The 20,688-nt window shown below is 71.0% G+C and carries 18 protein-coding genes; 16 read left to right on the top strand and 2 right to left on the bottom strand.

Features of this window, described 5'->3' with window-relative positions:
- The first annotated feature begins 137 nt into the window (after positions 1 to 137).
- From AX676_RS02885 to AX676_RS02810, 16 genes are all read left to right on the top strand, one after another.
- On the top strand, positions 138 to 2,078 hold the full coding sequence (locus AX676_RS02885) for a TonB-dependent receptor plug domain-containing protein (RefSeq protein ID WP_156437790.1): 1,941 nt from the start codon (positions 138 to 140) through the stop codon (positions 2,076 to 2,078).
- The gene (locus AX676_RS02880) at positions 2,078 to 3,097 is read left to right on the top strand and encodes a threonine-phosphate decarboxylase (RefSeq protein ID WP_066481263.1); all 1,020 of its coding nucleotides are present in this window, start codon (positions 2,078 to 2,080) and stop codon (positions 3,095 to 3,097) included. The genes AX676_RS02885 and AX676_RS02880 overlap by 1 nt, the downstream gene beginning before the upstream one ends.
- Positions 3,094 to 3,705, top strand: coding sequence for a cob(I)yrinic acid a,c-diamide adenosyltransferase (cobO, locus tag AX676_RS02875; RefSeq protein ID WP_082731074.1), 612 nt, complete (start codon positions 3,094 to 3,096; stop codon positions 3,703 to 3,705). The genes AX676_RS02880 and cobO overlap by 4 nt, the downstream gene beginning before the upstream one ends.
- Positions 3,705 to 4,568, top strand: coding sequence for an ABC transporter substrate-binding protein (locus AX676_RS02870; RefSeq protein WP_066481259.1), 864 nt, complete (start codon positions 3,705 to 3,707; stop codon positions 4,566 to 4,568). Before cobO ends, AX676_RS02870 begins: the two co-directional genes overlap by 1 nt.
- Positions 4,565 to 5,536, top strand: coding sequence for a FecCD family ABC transporter permease (locus tag AX676_RS02865; RefSeq protein ID WP_066481257.1), 972 nt, complete (start codon positions 4,565 to 4,567; stop codon positions 5,534 to 5,536). The genes AX676_RS02870 and AX676_RS02865 overlap by 4 nt, the downstream gene beginning before the upstream one ends.
- The gene (locus tag AX676_RS02860) at positions 5,533 to 6,330 is read left to right on the top strand and encodes an ABC transporter ATP-binding protein (RefSeq protein ID WP_231726085.1); all 798 of its coding nucleotides are present in this window, start codon (positions 5,533 to 5,535) and stop codon (positions 6,328 to 6,330) included. Before AX676_RS02865 ends, AX676_RS02860 begins: the two co-directional genes overlap by 4 nt.
- Positions 6,327 to 7,256: an adenosylcobinamide-phosphate synthase CbiB gene (cbiB, locus tag AX676_RS02855; protein ID WP_082731073.1), complete on the top strand. Its 930-nt coding sequence runs from the start codon at positions 6,327 to 6,329 to the stop codon at positions 7,254 to 7,256. The genes AX676_RS02860 and cbiB overlap by 4 nt, the downstream gene beginning before the upstream one ends.
- Positions 7,244 to 8,701: a cobyric acid synthase gene (locus AX676_RS02850; RefSeq protein ID WP_066481250.1), complete on the top strand. Its 1,458-nt coding sequence runs from the start codon at positions 7,244 to 7,246 to the stop codon at positions 8,699 to 8,701. The genes cbiB and AX676_RS02850 overlap by 13 nt, the downstream gene beginning before the upstream one ends.
- Positions 8,698 to 9,705, top strand: a complete 1,008-nt coding sequence (gene cobT / locus AX676_RS02845) for a nicotinate-nucleotide--dimethylbenzimidazole phosphoribosyltransferase (protein ID WP_066481249.1) — start codon at positions 8,698 to 8,700, stop codon at positions 9,703 to 9,705. The genes AX676_RS02850 and cobT overlap by 4 nt, the downstream gene beginning before the upstream one ends.
- Positions 9,689 to 10,495 carry an adenosylcobinamide-GDP ribazoletransferase gene (locus AX676_RS02840; RefSeq protein ID WP_066481246.1) on the top strand — a complete coding sequence of 269 codons (807 nt, stop codon included), beginning with the start codon at positions 9,689 to 9,691 and terminating at the stop codon, positions 10,493 to 10,495. The genes cobT and AX676_RS02840 overlap by 17 nt, the downstream gene beginning before the upstream one ends.
- Complete coding sequence (locus AX676_RS02835; protein WP_066481243.1) at positions 10,492 to 11,040, top strand: histidine phosphatase family protein; 549 nt, start codon at positions 10,492 to 10,494, stop codon at positions 11,038 to 11,040. The genes AX676_RS02840 and AX676_RS02835 overlap by 4 nt, the downstream gene beginning before the upstream one ends.
- Positions 11,041 to 11,197: 157 nt before the next feature.
- Positions 11,198 to 11,968 (top strand): enoyl-CoA hydratase/isomerase family protein, encoded by a 771-nt coding sequence (locus AX676_RS02830; RefSeq protein ID WP_066481282.1) that lies wholly within the window; start codon positions 11,198 to 11,200, stop codon positions 11,966 to 11,968.
- A gap of 39 nt (positions 11,969 to 12,007) precedes the next feature.
- Complete coding sequence (locus AX676_RS02825) at positions 12,008 to 12,625, top strand: glutathione S-transferase family protein (protein WP_066481239.1); 618 nt, start codon at positions 12,008 to 12,010, stop codon at positions 12,623 to 12,625.
- 1 nt (position 12,626) lies between these two features.
- Entirely contained in the window at positions 12,627 to 13,340 is a 714-nt protein-coding gene (locus tag AX676_RS02820) for an SDR family oxidoreductase (RefSeq protein WP_066481236.1), read from the top strand.
- A gap of 84 nt (positions 13,341 to 13,424) precedes the next feature.
- Complete coding sequence (gene acs / locus AX676_RS02815) at positions 13,425 to 15,407, top strand: acetate--CoA ligase (RefSeq protein ID WP_066481234.1); 1,983 nt, start codon at positions 13,425 to 13,427, stop codon at positions 15,405 to 15,407.
- Positions 15,408 to 15,420: 13 nt separating this feature from the next.
- Positions 15,421 to 17,514, top strand: a complete 2,094-nt coding sequence (locus tag AX676_RS02810; protein ID WP_066481232.1) for a TonB-dependent receptor — start codon at positions 15,421 to 15,423, stop codon at positions 17,512 to 17,514.
- A 7-nt stretch (positions 17,515 to 17,521) separates the two neighbouring features.
- On the opposite strand, the gene AX676_RS02805 is transcribed toward AX676_RS02810, so the two are convergent.
- Together AX676_RS02805 and AX676_RS02800 are read right to left on the bottom strand one after the other, a co-directional pair.
- Positions 17,522 to 20,113, bottom strand: coding sequence for an MMPL family transporter (locus AX676_RS02805; protein WP_066481230.1), 2,592 nt, complete (start codon positions 20,111 to 20,113; stop codon positions 17,522 to 17,524).
- Positions 20,114 to 20,135: 22 nt separating this feature from the next.
- Entirely contained in the window at positions 20,136 to 20,585 is a 450-nt protein-coding gene (locus AX676_RS02800; RefSeq protein WP_066481219.1) for a DUF2141 domain-containing protein, read from the bottom strand.
- Between the last annotated feature and the right edge of the window lie 103 nt (positions 20,586 to 20,688).

Genomic DNA, 20,688 nt, shown 5'->3' with positions numbered 1-20,688 from the left:
TGCGCGGACGGGGTGTTCAGCGCGATCGAGGGTCTTCCTCGCGTGACGACATCGAATGGGGTGGCGTGCGCGGGCGATGCCCGGCCTTCGTTGCATCGTGCCGCTGGCGCGCGACCCCCCGATCGTGGAGGGAAGTCGTGCGCGCCAGTTTCGTGACCACCGCCGGGGCAATCACTGCCCTGGCATCCTGTATCCCCGCCCCGGCGCTCGCCGATCCGGACCGTGACGCGGCGGTCGTCGACGATTCCGTCATCGTCGTCACCGCCAACCGCACGCCCCAGCCGATCGAACGGGTCGGCCAGTCGGTCACCGTCCTCGACGATGCCGAACTGAGCCGCCGCCAGACGCGAACGGTCGCCGATATCCTGCGCACCGTGCCGGGGGTAAGCATCACGCGCAACGGCGGTATCGGCGCGACCACATCGGTGTTCATCCGCGGCGCGGAAAGCGACCAGACGGTCGCGCTGATCGACGGGGTCAAGCTGAACGATCCGTCGTCACCGGGCGGCGGCTTCAATTTCGGCAACCTGCTGGTCGGCAATATCGAGCGGATCGAGGTGCTGCGCGGACCGTCTTCGGTGCTGTGGGGAAGCCAGGCGATCGGCGGCGTCGTCAACATGATCACGCGCCAGCCGACCGAGCGGCTGACCGCCAACCTGCGCGGCGAAGGCGGTTATCGCGGCACCGGACAGGTCGTCGGCAACGTCGCGGGCCGGATCGGACCGGTATCGGCGAGCGGCGGCGCGGGCTGGTTTCGCACCGACGGGATTTCCGCGTTCAGCGAGGCGCGCGGCGGCACAGAGCGCGACGGATACGAAAATTTCGGTGCCAATGCGCGGCTGAGCGTGGCGGTGGCCGAGGGCGTTTCTGCGGAGGCGCGGGGCTGGTATTCCAACGGGCGTGTCAACATCGACGGCTTCGCGCCCCCGGCCTTTCAGTTCGGCGATGTCGACGAGCAATCGCGCACGCGCGAGCTGGTCGGTTATGGCGGGATCAACGCGGCGCTGTTCGACGGGCGGCTGCGCAACCGGCTGGGCTATGCGCATACCGACACGCGCCGCCGCAACATCGACCGCGCCCAGGGCGATGCCGAAACCTTTGCCGCGCACGGCCGCAACGCCCGGATCGAATATCAGGGCGTGCTCGACATCGCCGAGGGGTGGCAGGCGACCGGCGGGCTGGAGCGCGAGACATCGCGCTTCACGAGCAGCAGCTTCGGCGCGCCGCCGACGGTCGGGCGCGCGCGCCTGGACAGCGTCTATGGCCAGCTGGTGGCGACGCCGGCCCGCGGGGTGACGCTGACCGGCGGGGTGCGCCACGACGACCATGACCGTTTTGGCGGTGCCACCACGCTCGGCGCGAGCGGCGTGTTCGCGATTGGCGGAACGGGCACGACGTTGCGCGCCAGCTATGCCGAGGGGTTCAAGGCACCGTCGCTGTTCCAGCTGCAAAGCGATTTCGGCAACGCCACGTTGCGGCCCGAACGGTCGCGGGGCTGGGACGCGGGCGTGAGCCAGGCGCTGGCGGACGGCCGCGTGCGCGCCAGTGCAACCTGGTTCCGCCGGACGTCGAGCGACCTGATCGGTTTCATCTCCTGTCCCGCCCCGCCAACCGGCATCTGCGTCGGACGGCCGTCGGGCACCTATGACAATGTCGCGCGCGCCCGCGCACAGGGCGTCGAGTTCGCGCTTGCGCTGCAGCCCGTGCCAGCGCTCAGCGTCCAGGCGAATTACAGCTATCTCGACGCGACCAACCGGTCGCCCGGCGACGCCAATTTCGGTCACCAGCTCGTCCGCCGTCCCCGGCACAGCGTGACGGCGCTGGTCGATTATCGCTGGCCGTTCGGGCTGGAAACCGGGGCGACGCTGACCCATGTCGGCGCGAGTTTCGACAATGCCGCCAACAGCCGCCGGATCGAAGGCTATGTCATCGCCGACCTGCGCGCCGCGTGGCCGGTCACCGACCGCGTCGAAATCTATGGCCGGGTCGAGAATCTGTTCGACGAACGCTACGAAACGCTCTTCCGCTTCGGTACCCCGGGACGCGCCGGCTATGCCGGGGTGCGGCTGGCCTATTGATGACCGCGCCCGCCCCCGACCTGATCGCGCGCTTCGCCGTCCATGGCGGCCGCGTCGACCAGGCGCGCGCGTGGTTCCCGCAGGTGGCGGCCTGGACCGACCTGTCGACCGGCATCGCGCCCTGGGCCTATCCGGTCGCTGAACCCGGTGAAGCCCCCGCCCCCCTGCCCGATCCGGCGCGGCTGGCAGAGCTGGAGGCGCGCGCGGCACATGCCTTTGGCACCGTCCCCGACCATGTGGTGGCGGTACCGGGCAGCGACCTGGCGCTGCGCCTGATCGGGGCGATCCTGCCCGGACCCGCCGGCTGGGTGACACCGGGCTATGCGGGCCACCGCGCGATGTGGCCGCAGGACAGGGCGGTCGCGTTGTCCCGCGCCGACTTCGCCGATGTCGCCGGCGAACACCGCCACATCGTCCTCGCCCGCCCCAACAATCCGGACGGATGGTACGCTGATGCCAACGCGCTGGCCGGCGTCGCCACGCGGCTGGCGGCGAAAGGCGGCTGGCTGATCGTCGACGAGGCCTTTGCCGATGCGATCCCCGAGGACAGCGTGGCGGGGCGCGGCTGGCCGGGACTGATCGTGCTGCGATCGTTCGGGAAGTTCTATGGGCTGGCCGGGCTGCGGCTGGGCTTCGTCATCGCGCCGCCCGCTATTGCGGCACCGTTGCGCGCAATGCTGGGCGACTGGCCGATCAGCACGCCCGCGCTGGCGGCGGGGATCGCCGCCTATGGGGACACGGCCTGGCAGTCGGGGCAGCGCCAGCGGCTGAGCGAGGCGTCCGAGCGGATGGCGGCGCAGGTCGCGGCGGCGGGGCTGGACATCGTCGGCCGCACCGCGTTCTTCATGCTGGTCGCACTGCCGCGACGCGACGCGCTGTTCGCGCACCTCGCCCGCGCCGGTGTGCTGACCCGCCCGTTCGTGGCGCAGCCGACGTGGCTGCGCCTGGGACTGCCCGGCGACGTGGCGAGCTGGCAACGCGTGTGCGACGCCCTGGCTTCATGGAGCAACGACCGATGACCGAAACCGAAGCCGACTTCGCCCGCCACAACGAACGCATGAAGCGCGTCCAGGCGGCACGCGCGCGCATCCAGGCGCGGCACACGCTCGAGCGCGGGCTGCTGATCGTCCATACCGGCAATGGCAAGGGCAAGTCGTCCGCCGCGTTCGGCATGGCGATCCGCAGCCTGGGCTGGGGAATGAAGGTGGGCATCGTCCAATATGTGAAGGGCAGCTGGGAAACCGGGGAGAAGAACTTCTTCCACGCCAATCCCGACCTGCTGACCTTTGAGGTGATGGGCGAGGGTTTCACCTGGGACACACAGGACCGCGCCCGCGACATCGCCGCTGCGCGCGCGGCGTGGGAACGATCAAAGGCGCTCATCCTCGACCCGGCCTATGACTTCGTGATCCTCGACGAGCTCAATATCGTGCTGCGCCAGGAGACGCTCCCGATCGACGAGATCGTCGCGTTCCTGAAGGACCGGCCGCTGACCAAGCATATCTGCATCACCGGCCGCAACGCCCAGCCCGCCCTGATCGAGATCGCCGACCTGGTCACCGAGTTCGGCGAGGTCAAGCACCCCTACAAGGCCGGGTTCAAGGCGCAGAAGGGCGTCGAGTTCTGATGCGCGCGACGGCGATCGCGTGGGTCCGGGCGGCCGTGCCGTCCATCGCGCTGGCGCTGGCGAGCGCCGGCTGCACCGCCGCGCCGCCGCCTGCCGCCGGACGGCAATCGGCAGGCGCATCGCCACGCGTCGTGTCGATCAACCCGTGCGTCGACGCGGTGCTGATGCAGGTCGCCGATCCGCGGCAGATCGCGGGCATCAGCCACTATTCGCAGGACCCGCGCGCGACATCGATCCCGATCGCGCTGGCGCGACGCTTTACCGCGACGTCGGGGACGGCGGAGGAAGTCGTCGCGCTTGATCCCGACCTGGTCATCGCCGGCGGGCATGTCGAGCCTTCGACGATCGCTGCGCTCCGCCGGCTGGACATCGCCCTGGTGCAGATCGGCGTGCCCGCGACCGTGGCGGAAAGCGACGCGCAGATTCGCACCATCGCCGCGGCGATCGGCCGGCCCGAACGTGGCGAGGCGCTGGTCCGACGGATCGACGCGGCGGTGCGCGCGGCGCGGACCGGGGGGCCGGCGGTACCGGCGCTGATCTGGCAGGGCGGCGGGCTGGTCCCCGGCACCGGCACGCTGGCCGACGAATTGCTGCGCAGCACGGGCTTCGCCAACCAGAGCGCGCGCTATGGCCTGAAGCAGTGGGACGTGCTCCCGCTCGAGCCGCTGGTCGCGCGCCCGCCCCGCCTGCTGCTGTCGGTCGGCGCGCGGGGGCAGGACGACCGGATGCTGGGCCACCCGGTGCTCGACGGGCTGCGCGATCGGATCGCGGTGCGCCCCTATCCCGACCGGCTGCTGAATTGCGGGGGACCCACGATCATCGACGCGGTCGGCCACCTTGCGCGCGTGCGGCGGTCGCTATGACCCGGCGGGGGGCGCTCAACCTGGCGCTGGTCGCGGCGATCGCGGCGGCGATGCTCGCCTCGCTGATCGCGGGCAAGGTGTGGATTCCGTTCGATGCCTGGACGCTCGGTGACCCGCGCTGGCCGATCATCGCCGAGCTGCGCCTGCCGCGCACCGTGCTCGCCGCGCTCGTCGGCGCGGGGCTCGGCATGTCGGGCGCGGTGATGCAGGGCTATCTGCGCAACCCGCTCGCCGATCCGGGTCTGTTCGGCGTGTCGGCGGGCGCGGCGCTGGGGGCGGTGATCTCGCTCTATTTCGGCTATGCCGCCGCGCCGTGGCTGCTGCCCGCCTTCGCGCTCGGCGGGGCGGCGGCGACGATGACGCTGCTCGCGCTGATCGTCGGGCGATCGGGCAGCATCGTCATCTTCACGCTGGCCGGCGTCATCGTGTCGAGCGTGGCAGGATCGATGACTGCGCTGGCGATCAGCCTGGCCCCCACCCCGTTCGTTACGTCGCAGATCGTCACCTGGCTCATGGGGGCACTCACCGATCGCAGCTGGGATGATGTCCGCCTGGCGCTGCCGCTGATCGGCCTGGGCATCGCGGTGCTGGCGCTGACCGCGCGCACGCTCGACGTGCTGACGTTGGGCGACAGCGCCGCGCGGTCGATGGGGGTCGATCCGGTGCGGCTCCAGCTGCTCGTCGTCGTCGGTGTCGCGCTATGCGTCGGCGCTTCGGTGGCGACCGCCGGGGTGATCGGCTTTGTCGGGCTGATCGTGCCGCACATGGTCCGCCCCTTTGTCGGCAACCGGCCTTCGGCGGTGCTCCTCCCCGCCGCGCTGGCGGGCGCGCTGCTGCTGATCGTCGCCGACAGCGTGGTGCGCGCGATGCCGACGGTCAGCGAGCTGCGGCTGGGCATCGCCATGTCGATGCTGGGCGGGCCGTTCTTCCTGGTCCTGCTGCTGCGCATGCGGCGGAAACTGGCATGAGGGTGGCGACGATGGGCGAGCTGACGGTCGCGGCGCTGACGGTCACGCTGGGCGGCGTCCGCGTGCTCGACGACGTTGCCGCGCGCTTCGGGCGCGGGCAGGTGACCGCTGTGCTCGGCCCCAATGGCGCGGGCAAGTCGACGCTGCTCGCCTGTCTGGCCGGACTGCGCCGACCCGATCGCGGCGAGGTGCGGATCGACGGCACGCCGCGTGACGCGGTGTCGCGGCGCGATCTGGCGCGGCGCATCGGATTGCTGCCGCAGGTCGCCGACGTGCATTGGGACGTCGATGTCGCAACGCTGGTCGCGCTGGGCCGCTATCCGCATCGTGGCCGCTGGGGCGAAAGCACTGCCGACCGAGCCGCAGTCGCCGCCGCAATGGCGGCCACCGACGTCGCCCGCTTTGCCGATCGCCCGGTCTCCGCGCTGTCGGGGGGCGAGCGTGCGCGCGTGCTGCTTGCCCGCGTGCTGGCGGGCGCGCCCGAATGGCTGCTCGCCGACGAGCCGCTCGCCAATCTGGACCCCGCGCACCAGCATGACGCGCTCGACGGGCTGCGCGCCGCCGCCGCCGCGGGCGCGGGCGTGATCGTCGTCCTCCATGACCTCAACCACGCACTGCGGATCGCCGATCAGGTGCTGCTGCTGGCGGGCGGGCGCGTGAGCGCGGACGGACCACCGGATGTAGTGCTGACTCCGGCGCGCATCCGCGACACCTATGGCATCGCCTGTACGATCGCCACCACGGATGCAGGCGATCGCGTGCTGGTTTCGACCGGTCGGGTGGCACCCGCGTGATCGCGCGGCCCGAACAACTGCTGGTCGCGCTGATCGGCGAGGCGGCGATCGGCTATCCGGCCGCGCTGTTCGGAGCGATCGGTCATCCCGTGACCTGGATCGGCGGCGCGATCGCGGCGCTGGAGCGCGGATGGAACCGGGGCAGTGCGCCGCGTCGCCGCACGATGGGGGTCGCGCTGATCATCGTCGTCGCCGGCGGGGCGGCGGCGGCCGGGCTGCTCGTCGAACGGATCGCCGGCGACCACGCGATCGGGATCACGGCGATCATCGTGCTGGCGACGACGGGGCTCGCCCAGCGCAGCCTGGACGATCATGTCCGCGCGGTGGCGCGCCCGCTGCGCCGGGGTGACCTGGTCGCCGCGCGCGCGGCGGTGGCGCATATCGTCGGGCGCGATACCGCGACGCTCGACCAGCGGGGCGTTGCACTGGCGGCGACCGAGAGCCTGGCGGAGAGCTTTTGCGACGGCGTGGTCGCACCGGCATTCTGGTTCCTCGTCGCAGGGTTACCGGGGCTGTTGGCGTGCAAGGCGATCAACACCGCCGATTCGTTGATCGGCCATCGCGACGATCGCTACCGCTGGTTTGGCTGGGCCGCCGCGCGTCTGGACGACATGGCCAACTGGTTGCCGGCGCGGCTTGCCGGGCTGGGCATCGCGATCGCGGGCGGCGGCGGGTTTGCTGTCATGTGGCGCGACGCCCGGCACCACGCCTCGCCCAATGGCGGCTGGCCGGAAGCAGCGATGGCGGGCGCAATCGGCCGGCGGCTGGGCGGGCCGGTCAGCTATGACGGCGCGCCGGCACCACGCGCATGGCTGGGCGACGGGCCGCCGCCCGATGCCGCCGACCTCGACCGCGCGCTCGCGATCTATCGTCGCGCCTGCCTGTTGCTCTGGCTGTCGGTTGGGGCGATCGCATGGCTGCGGTGATGCTCCAGGGCACCGGATCGGACGTCGGCAAGTCGGTGCTGGTCGCCGGATTGTGCCGCGCCCTTGCCAATCGCGGCCTGACCGTGCGCCCGTTCAAGCCGCAGAACATGTCGAACAACGCCGCCGTCGCGGCGGGCGGCGAAATCGGCCGGGCCCAGGCGCTGCAGGCGATGGCGTGCCGTACGCCGCCGACCACCGACATGAACCCGGTGCTGATCAAGCCGCAATCGGACACCGGCGCGCAGCTGGTCATCCACGGCCGGGTCGCGGGCACGCTCGACGCCGGCGACTATCGCCGGCGCAAGGATGCCTGGCTGGCCGCGGTGCTGCAATCCTGGCACCGGCTGCGCGCGCAGGCCGATCTGGTGATCGTCGAGGGCGCGGGCAGCCCGGCCGAAACCAATCTGCGCGCCGGCGACATCGCCAATATGGGCTTTTCACGCGCAGCGAATGTGCCCGTCGTGCTGGTCGGCGACATCGACCGCGGCGGCGTGATCGCGTCGCTGGTCGGGACACAGGCGGTGCTCGACCCCGCCGATGCCGCGATGATCCGCGGATTCGTGATCAACAAGTTCCGCGGCGACATCCGCCTGTTCGACGATGGCTATGCCGAGATCGCGCGGCGCACCGGCTGGCCGGGGCTGGGCATCGTGCCCTGGCTGGCGGCGGCGCGGCAATTGCCGGCGGAGGATGCGGTCGTGCTCGATACCGCCGCCGCGTCGCCCGGCGCGATCACCATCGCGGTGCCGATGCTGTCGCGCATCGCCAATTTCGACGATTTCGATCCGCTGCGCCACGAACCCGGCGTGCGGCTGGTCATGGTGCCGCCGGGCACGCCGCTGCCCGCCGACGCGGCGCTGATCATCCTGCCCGGCACCAAGGCGACGATCGCCGACCTGGATTTCGTGCGCCGGCAGGGGTGGGACATCGACATCGCCGCGCATGTCCGGCGCGGCGGCGCGCTGCTGGGCATCTGCGGCGGCTATCAGATGCTGGGCGCGACCATTTCCGATCCGGACGGCATCGAGGGGCCGGCGCGCGAGGTTGCGGGGCTCGGCCACCTGCCCGTCGCCACGGTGCTGACCGCCGACAAACGCGTCGTCGAGACCACCGGCACCCGCATCGCCGACGGCGCGCCCTTTATCGGGTACGAGATCCACGCCGGACGGACGGTGCCGTACGCGCCGGTGCAGCCGCTGCTGCGCCTCGCCGACGGCCAGATCGACGGGGCGATCAGCACCGATGGCCGCATTGCGGGATGTTATGTCCACCGCCTGTTCGACCACCCCACGCAGCGCGCCGCCTGGCTCGCGCAGATCGGCAGCGGCAGCGACGGCGTCGCACAGGCCGATCGCGTCGACCGGGCGCTGGACATGCTGGCCGACCACCTCGAAACGCATGTCGACGTCGATCGGCTGGTGGCGATTGCAAGGGATGAACGATGATCGATGAAGCCGCCGCCTGGGCGCATCTGGACGCGCTTGCCAAACCGACCCGCAGCCTGGGGCGGCTCGAAAAGCTGGCGGTGCGGCTCGCCGTCATCCAGCAGCACCTGACGCCCGCGACGCGCCCGCGCCGGATCGTGCTGTTCGCCGCCGACCATGGCGTCGTCGCGCAGGGCGTTTCGGCATGGCCGCAGGCGGTGACCGGGCTGATGGTCGGCACCATCCTGGCCGGACGGGCGACCAGTTCGGCGCTGGCCGCGGCGCAGGGTTGCGACCTGCGGCTCGCCGATGTCGGCGTCGCCCTGCCCCCCGCCCCGCCGCATCCGACGTTTCATGCGCGTGCCAGCCTGGGTGCGGGCACCGCCGACCTGTCGGTCGGCTCGGCAATGACCGTCGCGCAGTTCGACGCCGCATGGACGACCGGCGCGCAGGAGGCGCGGCGCGCGCGGGCGGACGGGCATCAGGTGCTGATCGCGGGCGAGATGGGCATCGGCAACACGACGTCGGCCGCGTGCCTGACCGCGCTGCTGGCCCAGGCCGATCCCGCCGGTGCGGTCGGGCGCGGCGCGGGCGCGGACGATGCAATGCTGGCGGCGAAGACGCGGATCGTCGCCGCCGCGACGGCGCGCGCGCGCGCGCACCTGCCCGCCGATCCGCGCGCCGCCATCGCCGAAGTCGCCGGGTTCGAGATCGTGGCGATGGCCGGCTTCTTCGCCGAGGGCGCGACCCTGGGCGCGACGCTGCTGCTCGACGGCTTTGTCGCGACCGCCGCCGCGTTGATCGCAGAGGCGCTGGCACCGGGCACGCGCGACGCGATGATCGCCGCGCATCGCTCCGCCGAACCCGGGCATGGCGCGGCGCTCCACGCGCTGGGCCTCGAACCGCTGCTCGATTGGGAGATGCGGCTGGGCGAGGGCACGGGCGCGCTCGTCGCGCTGCCCCTGCTCGACAGCGCGGCGGCCCTTTTGTCCGACGTCGCGCGGCTCGATGAACTTGGCGTCTGACGCGTCGCCCGACTGCCCGTGGTGGGCACCACCGGTACTGGCCGTGCAGTTCCTGACGCGCCTGCCGGTGCCAGGGACCGCCAGCCTGACCGCCGCGCAGGTGGCGACCGGGCTGGTGCGCGCGGTGGCCTGGTTTCCCCTGGTCGGCGCGCTGGTCGGCGCGATCACCGCCGCGGTCGCGCTCGCCGCGGCGCAGCTGTGGCCGCCGGTCGTCGCGGTGCTGATTGCGCTGGCGATCGAGGCGCGGCTGACCGGCGCCTTCCACGAGGATGCCGTCGCCGATTTCTGCGACGCGTTCGGCGGCGGCAGCACGCCCGAAGACGTGCGGCGCATTCTGAAGGACAGCCGGATCGGCAGCTATGGCAGCGTCGGGCTGATCCTGGCGATCGGGCTGCGCGCGGCGCTGAGCGTTGCCATCCTGACCACGCTGACGCCTTGGGTGGCGTCGGCCGCGCTGATCGGCGCGGCGACGTTCGGCCGGCTGGTCGTCGTCGTGATGATGACGATCATTGCCCCGGCACCGGGCGGAACCGGGCTGGCCAAGGATGTCGGCACCGGCGTCGGCGCGGCCACGCTGATGCGCGCCACCGCAACGGCGATTCCCGGGCTGGCCGCGGTCGCGCTGTTCCAGCCGGTCGCGTTCATTGCAGCGATTTGCATCGCGGGCGTGTTCTGCCTGTGGCTGCGCGGCCTGCTGCGCCGGCGGATTGGCGGCAGCACCGGCGATTGCCTGGGCTTTGCGGCCTATATGGGCCAGCTCATCCTGCTGCTCGCGGCAGCCGCGCGGTGACAGCCGACGTCGTGCTCGTCCGCCACACCCAGGTGGCGCGCGCCTGGCACGGTCGCTGCTACGGCGTCAGCGATGCCGGTCTCAGCCGACAGGGCATCGCGGCGATCGCGCCGCTGGCGGCGGAACTGGCGGCGCGGGACCCCGCATGGGTCGTGCACAGCGGCCTCACGCGCAGCACCCGGCTCGCCCGCCGCATCGCTGCGCACGCACGCTGTGCGCTCGTCGCCGATCCCGGCTGGCGCGAGCGCGACTTCGGCACGTGGGAGGGGCAAAGCTGGGCTGCGATCCATCGTGCCACCGGCAATGCGATGGACGGCATGATCGACGCGCCCGACCAGTTCAGGCCGGGCGGCGGCGAAACCACCCTTGCGCTGATGGACCGCGCGCTCGCCGCTTGGCGGCGGCTGCCCGACGGGCCGGGCGTGGTCGTCACCCATGGCGGGCCGATCGCGAGCCTGATCGGGCATCGTCGCGGCTTGCCGGTCCGCGAATGGCTGGACTGCGTCCCCGCACCGGGTGGAATGATCGTCCTCGCACGCGACTGACCGCGAAGGGCAAGGCAAGGTGCCGCAGCATTTCCGTCGCTTGCGCTATTCCCCGGCGGAATAGGCGATATCGCAACATCCCGTCATCCGTCGCAGCCCGCGCCCAGCTATCTGAGCATCAACGCCGCCGATCCAACGCGGTCCGATGGAGGTTCAGATGGCCAAGTTCGACACCTATCGCAACGCCTTTGCCAACGCCCGGCTGACCCGCAAGGACAATGGCGTGCTCGAAGTCATGCTGCACACCGACGGCGACAAGCTGATCTTCAACGGCCACACCCACGAACAGTTTGTCGACCTGTTCCACGCGATCGGCGAGGACAGGGAGAATCGCGCCGTCATCCTGACCGGCAGCGGCGACGCGTTCATGGACACGATCGACCCCGAGGGCTTCGATTTCTTCACGCCGGTCGGTTATGACAAGATCCTGCGCGAAGGCCGCAAGGTGCTGTCGAACATCCTCGACATCGAGGTTCCGATGATCAGCGCGCTCAACGGCCCGGTGCTGCTGCACAGCGAGTATGCGCTGCTGACCGACATCATCCTGGCGACGCCGGAAACCGTGTTCCAGGACAAGCCGCATTTCGATTTTGGCATCGTGCCCGGCGACGGCGTCAATCTGTTGTGGCCGGAGGTGATCGGCAGCATCCGCGGCCGCTACTTCATCCTGACCCGCCAGCTGCTCGATGCGCAGACCGCCAAGGAATATGGCGCGGTCAATGAAATCGTGCCCGCCGACCGGTTGCTCGCTCGTGCGCACGAGATCGCCGACCAGATCGCGGCGCTGCCGCCGCTTACCGGGCGCTACACCCGCATCGCGCTGACCCAGAAGCTGCGCCGCATCGTCGACGAGGGGGCGGGCTATGGCCTTGCGCTCGAAGGCATCAGCGCCGCCGACGTCGCGCGCCGCATGGCCGCGCAGGGCTGAACCCCGCGTCACCAAACGCCTTTCATTGGAGAATCGACCATGATCCAAGTTTACGCATTTTCGACACCCAACAGCGTCAAGGTCCCGATCGCGCTCGAAGAACTCGGGCTCGACTATACGCTGACGAGCGTCAACGTCCGCCAGGGTCAACAGAAAGCGCCGGAATTCGTCGCGCTCAACGCGAACGCCAAGGTGCCGGTGCTTGTCGATGGCGACCTGGTGCTGACCGAGAGCGCCGCGATCCTCGTCCACCTCGCCGAAAAGACCGGCAAGCTGCTGCCGGCATCGGGCGTCGCACGCGCCCGCGTCTTTGAACAGCTGTTCTTCCACGCCTCCGGCCTCGGCCCCGCCTTTGGCAATGCCGGGTTTTTCCGCAAATTCGCGCCCGAGCCGATCCCGCTTGCGATCGACCGGTTCGGCAACGAGGCGCAACGCGTGATCGGCGTGCTCGATGCGCTGCTCGCAGGCCAGCGGTTCGTCGCGGGCGACACGCTCAGCGTCGCCGATATCGCGCATTTCGGCTGGCTGTGGCGGCGCCAGTTCGCCGAAGTGTCGATCGACGGCGCGCCCAACGTCCAGCGTTACGTCGCCGATTTGGAGGCTCGCCCCGCTTTCCAGCGCGGCATCGCGCGCACCATGGCGCTGGCGGAAGGTTGAGATGATGGCCCGCAAGATCGTCGTCACCGGCGCGTCGAAAGGCATTGGCCGCGTAGCCGCCGACGCGCTCGCCGCCCATGGCTGGGAGGTGATCGGCGTCGCCCGGTCCGCCCCGGACAGCTTTCCCGGCGAGTTCATCGCCGCCGACCTGGGCGACGAAGTGGCCACCGCGGCACTGGCGACGGAACTGACGGCGCGGGGCGACGTGCTCGGCATCGTCAACAATGCCGGTGCGGCGCGCACGGAACATTTCGGCGCGATCGAGCCCGCGGACTTCATGGGCCTGCTGGCGTTCAACCTGCGCCCCGCGCTTCAGCTGACCCAGGCGCTGCTGCCCGGGATGCAGGCGGCGCGGTTCGGGCGGATCGTCAACATCACCAGCCTGGTGACGCTGGGCCTGCCGCTGCGCACCAGCTATGCCGCGTCGAAGGCTGCGCTGGAGAGCCTGACCCGGACGATCGCGATCGAGCAGGCTCCGCACGGCATCACTGCCAATGCGGTGGCACCGGGCCCGACCGAGACCGAGCTGTTCCGCCAGAACAATCCGGTCGGGAGCGCGGGCGAAGCGCGCTACCTGTCGCAGGTACCGATGAACCGGATCGGCACCCCGGCGGAAATCGCCGCCGCCATCGCCTTCTTTGCCTCCGACGCGGCCGCGTTCGTCACCGGCCAGACTCTGTTCGTCGACGGCGGCGCCAGCCTGGGGCGGAACTGACGCCCGGCCGAGCGGCCGCGCCTTTGTCTTCGCGGAAAAGATATCCTATCCCGCGCCGGTCGATCGGTGGGACAGGAGAAAGCGATGACGGACAAGACGGTGGCGCGAACGGGGCGTCGGGTCGAGGTTCCCGCCGGCTTCGCGGGCCCGCTGACCGTCGGTGCGGAGGCGCTGGCCCGGATGAATCAGCGCGCGACCGACGATCCCGACGGCCACTGGCTCGACATCGCGCGGCGGCTTGACTGGGTCCGCACGCCGACGGTGGCGGGTGACTGGTCGTTCGACGCCGCCGATTTCCACATCAGCTGGTATGCCGACGGCCAGCTTAACCTGGCGGCGAACTGCCTCGACCGGCATCTGGAAACGCGCGGCGACAAGGTCGCGCTGATCTGGGAACCCGACGACCCCGCCGAACCGCCGCGTCGTTTTACCTATCGCGAACTGCACCGCGAGACGTGCCGGATGGCGAATGTGCTGGCCGGGCTGGGCGTGGCCCGCGGTGACCGCGTCACCATCTATATGCCGATGATCCCGGAGGCCGCGTTCGCAATGCTCGCCTGCGCGCGCATCGGTGCGATCCATTCGGTCGTGTTCGGCGGCTTTTCGCCCGAGGCGCTGGCCGGGCGAATCCGCGATTGCGGGTCGCGCGTGCTGATCACCGCCGATGAAGGCCTGCGCGCACAAAAGCCGGTGCCGCTCAAGCGCAACGCCGACATCGCCGCCGACCATGCCGGGGGGATCGACCGGATGCTGGTCGTCCGCCGCACCGGCGCGGACGTAGCGATGACGCCCGGCCGCGATGTCTGGTATCACGAGGCGGTCGCCGACGCCGCGGAGACGTTCGCGCCCGCGGTGATGGACGCCGACGATCCGCTGTTCATCCTCTATACCTCGGGTTCGACGGGCACGCCCAAGGGGGTGCTCCACGCGACCGGCGGCTATCTGGCCTGGGCGAGCTACACCCACGCGCTGGTCTTCGATCATCGCCAGGATGACGTGTTCTTTTCCAGCGCCGATATCGGCTGGGTGACCGGGCACAGCTACACGCTCTATGGCCCGCTATCGAACGGCGGCACGACGGTGATGTTCGAAGGCGTGCCGACCTGGCCCGACGCGTCGCGGCTGTGGCGCATCGTCGACCGGCATGGCGTCACCGTCGTCTATACCGCGCCGACCGCGATCCGCGCGCTGGAACGCGAGGGCGACGCGCCCGTCGCCGCGACCCGCCGTGCGTCGCTGCGCCTGCTGGGGTCGGTCGGCGAGCCGATCAATCCGGAAGCGTGGAACTGGTATCACGACGTCGTCGGCGAGGGACGCTGTCCGATCGTCGACACCTGGTGGCAGACCGAGACCGGCGGGATGCTGATCGCGCCGGTGCCGGGTGCCGTGACGCTGAAGCCCGGATCCGCCACCCGGCCCCTGCCCGGCATCCGTCCGGCGCTGGTCGACGCCGATGGCAGGACGCTGGAAGGCGCGACGTCGGGCAATCTGGTGCTGACCGCCAGCTGGCCGGGCCAGATGCGCGGCGTGTGGGGCGACCCCGAACGCTTTTTCCAGACCTATTTCACCGCCTATCCCGGCCGCTATTTCACCGGCGACGGTTGCCGGCGGGACGAAGATGGCGACTATTGGATTACCGGGCGCGTCGACGATGTGATCAACGTGTCGGGCCACCGGCTGGGCACCGCCGAGGTCGAGGCCGCGCTCAACGCGCATCCCGCGGTCATCGAATCGGCGGTCGTCGGCGTGCCCCACGACATCAAGGGCCAGGGCATTTACGCCTATGCGATCCTGGCCCAGGATGCGGCCGCCAGTGCAGCGCTCAATCGCGAGCTGGCGCAATGGGTCCGCCAGCAGATCGGGCCGATCGCCACCCCCGACGCGATCCAGTTCGCCCCCGCGCTGCCCAAGACGCGCAGCGGCAAGATCATGCGCCGCATCCTGCGCAAGATCGCCGAGCATGAATATGCCGCGATCGGCGATGTCTCGACGCTGGCCGACCCGCAGGTCGTCGACGCGCTGATCGCGGGGCACAAGGCGATCGTCGACGGCACCGCGACCGCATGATGCGGGTCTAGCGATGTCGGTGCGACGGATCGTCCCGGCCGTGCTGGCGATGGGCACGGCCTTCCCCGCGCTTGGTCAGCAAGCGCCCGCGCCTGCCGCTGCGCCTGCGCCTGGGCCCGACATCGTCGTGACGGGTCGCGGCATCCCGGTCGACCAGGCCGACCGTTCGGACGCGGTGATCGAAATCGGTCGCGACCGGATCGTCGCGACCGCCAGCAACCGGCTTGAGGACGTGCTGGCCGACGTCGCCGGGCTGCAATCCTTCCGCCGCGCCGACAGCCGGTCGGCCAACCCGACCAGCCAGGGGCTGACACTGCGCGGCATCGGCGGCAACGCATCGAGCCGCGCGCTGCTGATCCTGGACGGCGTGCCACAGGCCGATCCATTCGCAGGCTGGGTCGCATTTCCCGCTTATGCGCCGGCCGCGCTGGGTGCCGTGCGCGTCGTGCGCGGCGGCGGCAGCGCGCTGTGGGGACCGGGCGCGCTGGCGGGTGTCGTCGAGCTGGAAAGCGCAACCCCCGACCAGCTGCCGGCCGCGCAGGCCCAGATCGCCTATCGCAGCCGCGACGCGGTCGACGCGCTGGCCACCGCGACGCTGAAGCGCGATGGCGGCTTTGCGACACTGACCGCCGGCACCGCGCGCGGCGACGGCTTCATCCCGATCGTCGCCGGCGACCGGGGCCCCGTCGATCGTGCCGCACGCTATGCCCAGAGCAACGTGACGCTGCGCGCGGCCTTCGATGTTGGCGGCGACCGCGAGCTTCAGGCGACGGTGCGCGCCTTTACCGACCGGCGCGATCGCGGACTGGCCTTTACCGACATCGCCAGCGACGGCGCGGACGCCAGCGTGCGCATCGTCGGCAGGGGCGCGTGGCGCTGGTCGGCACTCGGCTATATCCAGTCGCGCCGCTTCGCGAGCCAGTTCGCCGCGGTCAGCGCCGACCGCGCGACCGTCACGCCGACGCTCGACCAGTACAACGTCCCTGCGACCGGCATCGGCGGCCGGATCGAGCTGTCGCCACCGCTGGGCAGTGCCATCCGGCTGCGGATCGGCGCGGACGTGCGCGAGACGCGCGGCACCACGCGCGAGCTGTTCACCTTTGTCGGCGGCGCGCCCACCCGGCGTCGCGAGGCCGGTGGGACCACCCGCACGGCCGGGGGCTTTGCCGACCTGCGCGTCGACGCCGACACGCTGGGCATCGATCTGAACGGCCGCGTCGACGGGTGGTGGATTGCCAACGGTCGGCTGTCCGAAGTCGCGCTGGCGGGCGGCGCGCCGATCACCGACCTCGCCTTTGCCGACCGCGACGGCGTCGAGCCAACCGGGCGCGCCGGGCTGTCCTGGCGACCCGCGGGCGACGTGCTGACCCTGCGTGCCGCCGCCTATCGCGGCTGGCGGCTGCCCACGCCCAACGAACTGTACCGGCCGTTCCGCGTCGGGGCCGACGCCACTGCCGCCAATGCGACGTTGCGCCCCGAACGGCTCGACGGCGTCGAGGCTGGCTTCGACCTGAAGCCCGGCGCCGCGACCTTCGTTTCGGCGACGCTGTTCGACAACCAGGTGCGCGATGCGATCGCCAACGTCACGATCGCGCGCGGGCCGGGCAATTTCCCCGGCGTCGGCTTCGTATCGGCGGCGGGATTCTTCCGGCGGCGCGACAATCTGGCCGCGCTCGACGTGCGCGGGATCGAGATCGAGGCGGGGGGCCGCGTCGCCAGTGTCGAAGCACGCCTGTCCTACGCCTATACCGACGCGCGGGTGCAGGGTGCCGGCACGTCCGCCGCGCTGGACGGCCTGCGTCCCGCGCAGACGCCGCGCCACCAGGCGAGCGCGACGCTCGCGTGGCGCGCCGCCGCCGGGACGCAGGCGTCGGTAACCGGGCGCTACCAGTCCAGCCAGTTCGAGGATGACCAGAACAGCCGCGTGCTGGGCGACGCGCTGACCCTCGATTCCGCCGCGACATTGATTGTCGGCGACGGGCTGGCGCTGATCGCGCGCGTCGAGAACGCGTTCGATGCCCGCGTCGACACCGGCTTCAGCGGCAATGCGCGCGAGCGTTCGCACCCGCGCACGCTGTGGCTCGGGGTCAACGCGACGCTGCGCTGAGCGCGCCCTAGCCGCGCGCCCGATCCTCGCGCGGCGGCGAACCGAGCAGCGCGGGTTCGAAGATCAGCGCGCACACCAGCGTCCACGCCAGCGACAACATCAGGATCTTGCCCATGCTGGCGGTACCGGGATGGTGCGACAGCCACAGCGCACCGAACGCGGTGCCGGTCGCCAGCGCGCTGAACAGCACCGCACGCGCCAGGCTGGATTGCAGCAAGTCGGTCGCGCCCGCCCGCCAAGCCATCACGAAGTAGATGTGGAACGCCACCCCGACACCGAACAGCAGCGGAAAGGCAATGATGTTGGCGAAATTGATCGGCTGCCCGATCAGCACGCAGGTCGCGAGCGTCAGAAAGCCCGACAGGATGACCGGCGCGAGCGTGAACGCCACCTCGCGCGCGTTGCGCAGCACCGCGAACAGCAACAGGCTGACCAGCACCATCGCCAGGACGCCCGCCTGGATGAACGCCCAGGCGACGGTACCGGCGGCGGCCTGCGTCGAAACCGGCAGGCCGGTCGCGGCGGGGGCGACCGACTGGACCGCGCGGTTGAAGCGGCTGAGCACGCGATTGTCGTTGCTGTCGCCGCTCGGGAACAGCTGGACGCGGACCCGGCCGTCGGGCGCGACCCAGTCGCGGACGATGTCGGGCGGCAGGGTCGCCCGGTCGACCGCGCTCGCCTGCAGCGCCGCGCTCGCCTGGGCGAGCATGATCTGCAGCGGATCGATCAGCACCCGTTCGGTACGCGCGCGCGTCGCCGGTTCGGCGGCCGCCAGCGCGGCGAATGCCTTGGCCAGCCGCAGCGCGGTCGCGCCGTCCGGCCCGCGGCCCGCCGCCCGCAGCCGTCCCGCCACGCCGCGCAGCGCCGCGACGGTTTCAGCATCGCTCGGCGGCGGCGCGGTCTCCAGCGGGTTGAGCGACAGGTCGAGCAGCAGTGCGGCGTCCTCGATGATCGCGAGCTTGGCCGGCTGATCGGTGGGGACGAAGCTGTCGAGCGTGATCGCCTGCGCCACCTCGGGCCGCGCCGCCAGCCGTCGGGCGAGCGCTGCGGCGGCATCGGCGTCGGCAGCCATGACGTCGATCGTGTTGGGCGTGCGCAGCGGATCGCGCATCAGGTCGGCCAGTGTCCGCATCGCCGGCGCGGACGGATCGCGCAGGTGGAGCGGATTGAAGTCGAACCGGACGAGCGGCAGCAGCGCGATCGATCCGATCATCGACAGGCCGAACGCCCACAGCACTGCGCGGCGATGACGCTCCAGGAAACGATCGATCGGCGCGGCGGCCGAAAAGCCGACCTCGCGGTGCGGGCGGCCGGGACGCAGCAGCATCAGCAAGGCAGGCAGCAGCGTGATGCTGAACAGGAGCGCGATCAGCATGCCGAGCCCGGCGATGATGCCGAGTTCGGCGATGCCGACATATTCGGTCGGCAGGAATGCGCCGAAGCCCAGAAACACCGCGCCCGCCGCCAGCAGCAACGGACCGCCCAGCGCGGTCGCCGCGTTGCGCAACGCGCGGGCGAAGTCGGCACCGTCGAGCCGCTCGGCATTGAACCGGACTGCGATCTGGATGCCGAAATCGACGCCCAGCCCGACGAACAGCGGAATGAACGCGACCGAGATCAGGTTGAGCGTGCCGACCGCCAGCAGCCCGATCGCCGTCGTCGTCACCAGGCCCGCGACGATCGTCGCCAGGATCGCCAGCACGATCCGCGCCGAGCGGGTCGCGAACCACAAGGTCACCAGCATGGCCACCGCCATGGCGAGGCCGACCAGGCCGATATTCTCCTCGAGCGAGGCAAACTCCTCGTCGCTGAGCGGCACGCCGCCGGTGACGCGCACCCGGACGCCGTGCGCGGGGTCCAGCGCGGCCCGACGTGCGGCCTCATCGATCGCGCGGGTCGCCTGCTCGCCGGGCTTGAGCGCACCGAAATCAAGCACCGGCTGGAACAGGATCAGCCGGCGGCGCGACGGGGCGAGGGTTCCCTGCCCCGACCCGATCAGTGCCTGCCACGAAAACTGCGCCTCGCGTCCCGCCACCGTCGCCTCCACCGCATCGGCGAGGCGTGCGAGCGGCCGGTCGATCGCGGCGAGCCGCGTGTCGCCGCGTTCGACCCCGATCAGCACGGTGTCGAGCGCGACCGCGATCCCGCGCAGCGACGGATCGGCGGCGAGCGGGCCGAGCAGCGGCTGGGCCTCGATCAGCGCCGCGGTCGCGCCGCGCACCTCGGCGACGCTGCCGAACAACAGCCCGTTGGTGGCAAAGAACGCGCCGGCATCGGGGCGGCGGACCGAGCGGAAATGCGCGCGGTCCTGCGCCATCGCCGCTGACAGCCGCGCCGCCGCCGCTTCGGCGGCTTCGGGTGTCGTGCCGTCGATGACCACGAGCGCGAGATCGCGAAACTGCGGGAACGCGGCATTGGCCGCGGCTTCCTGCCGGCGCCATTCGACATCGGGCGAGATCAGCGCGCCGGTGTCGGTCGTCATCGCGAAATGCGTCGCGGCGAACAGCATGGACACGACCAGCGTTACCAGCGACAGCGCGGCGACGATCAATGGCCGGGCGGTGCTGAAGCCGACGAGCGGCGGGATCGGATTGCGCATGACCGCCCTGATGCCCCCGGGGTCAGAAATATTGCAGGCTGATCGTCATCCGGGTTTCGCCGGCCCCGACCATGAACCGCGCATCCTTGAAACGCGGCGCGTGGGTGCTGATCCGGTAATTGTTGGAAAAACCGACGCCCTCCTTCGGAATCCCGAACAGCCCGCGATCGACCTTGCCATTGCCGTTTTCATCGTGGAACAGCTGGATGGCGTAGAGCCCCGGGGGGATGTCGCGCACGATGATCTCGGTGCCACCCATCCTGACGCGGGCCTGCGCCGAATAGGGGCAGGGTTTCAGAAAGTCGCCCGCCGGGCAGACATCGACATGGATGGTCCCGCGCACCGCGCGCGTATTGGGCACCCAGACGCGGACCGTCCCCGCCCCGTCCTGCCCGGCGGCGTGCGCCGACGCCGGCGCCATCGCGGTCGCAGCGGCAAGCAGCGCGACGAACAGGCCATGCGCGCGGATCATGCGATGGCCCCGATCCCCCGGATGCCGACATCGTTGTGGCCGAGCGCCTTGAGGACGGTGTCGACGATGTGTTGTGCGTTGAGTTTTGCGAGGTCGTACTGGC

Source organism: Sphingomonas sp. CCH21-G11, from assembly GCF_001555965.1.
In the GTDB taxonomy this organism is placed as follows: Bacteria; Pseudomonadota; Alphaproteobacteria; order Sphingomonadales; family Sphingomonadaceae; genus Sphingomonas.
This window is presented reverse-complemented; position numbering and strand designations above follow the sequence as displayed.

Bases quoted from the DNA above. Each gene is read 5' to 3' on its own strand.
- AX676_RS02860 (WP_231726085.1), top strand. From the start codon at position 5,533: ATGAGGGTGGCGACGATGGGCGAGCTGACGGTCGCGGCGCTGACGGTC.
- AX676_RS02830 (WP_066481282.1), top strand. From the start codon at position 11,198: ATGGCCAAGTTCGACACCTATCGCAACGCCTTTGCCAACGCCCGGCTG.
- AX676_RS02800 (WP_066481219.1), bottom strand. From the start codon at position 20,585: ATGATCCGCGCGCATGGCCTGTTCGTCGCGCTGCTTGCCGCTGCGACC.
- AX676_RS02880 (WP_066481263.1), top strand. From the start codon at position 2,078: ATGACCGCGCCCGCCCCCGACCTGATCGCGCGCTTCGCCGTCCATGGC.
- acs (WP_066481234.1), top strand. From the start codon at position 13,425: ATGACGGACAAGACGGTGGCGCGAACGGGGCGTCGGGTCGAGGTTCCC.
- AX676_RS02865 (WP_066481257.1), top strand. From the start codon at position 4,565: ATGACCCGGCGGGGGGCGCTCAACCTGGCGCTGGTCGCGGCGATCGCG.
- AX676_RS02810 (WP_066481232.1), top strand. From the start codon at position 15,421: ATGTCGGTGCGACGGATCGTCCCGGCCGTGCTGGCGATGGGCACGGCC.
- AX676_RS02850 (WP_066481250.1), top strand. From the start codon at position 7,244: ATGGCTGCGGTGATGCTCCAGGGCACCGGATCGGACGTCGGCAAGTCG.
- cobO (WP_082731074.1), top strand. From the start codon at position 3,094: ATGACCGAAACCGAAGCCGACTTCGCCCGCCACAACGAACGCATGAAG.
- AX676_RS02840 (WP_066481246.1), top strand. From the start codon at position 9,689: ATGAACTTGGCGTCTGACGCGTCGCCCGACTGCCCGTGGTGGGCACCA.
- AX676_RS02820 (WP_066481236.1), top strand. From the start codon at position 12,627: ATGATGGCCCGCAAGATCGTCGTCACCGGCGCGTCGAAAGGCATTGGC.
- cobT (WP_066481249.1), top strand. From the start codon at position 8,698: ATGATCGATGAAGCCGCCGCCTGGGCGCATCTGGACGCGCTTGCCAAA.
- AX676_RS02825 (WP_066481239.1), top strand. From the start codon at position 12,008: ATGATCCAAGTTTACGCATTTTCGACACCCAACAGCGTCAAGGTCCCG.
- AX676_RS02805 (WP_066481230.1), bottom strand. From the start codon at position 20,113: ATGCGCAATCCGATCCCGCCGCTCGTCGGCTTCAGCACCGCCCGGCCA.
- AX676_RS02870 (WP_066481259.1), top strand. From the start codon at position 3,705: ATGCGCGCGACGGCGATCGCGTGGGTCCGGGCGGCCGTGCCGTCCATC.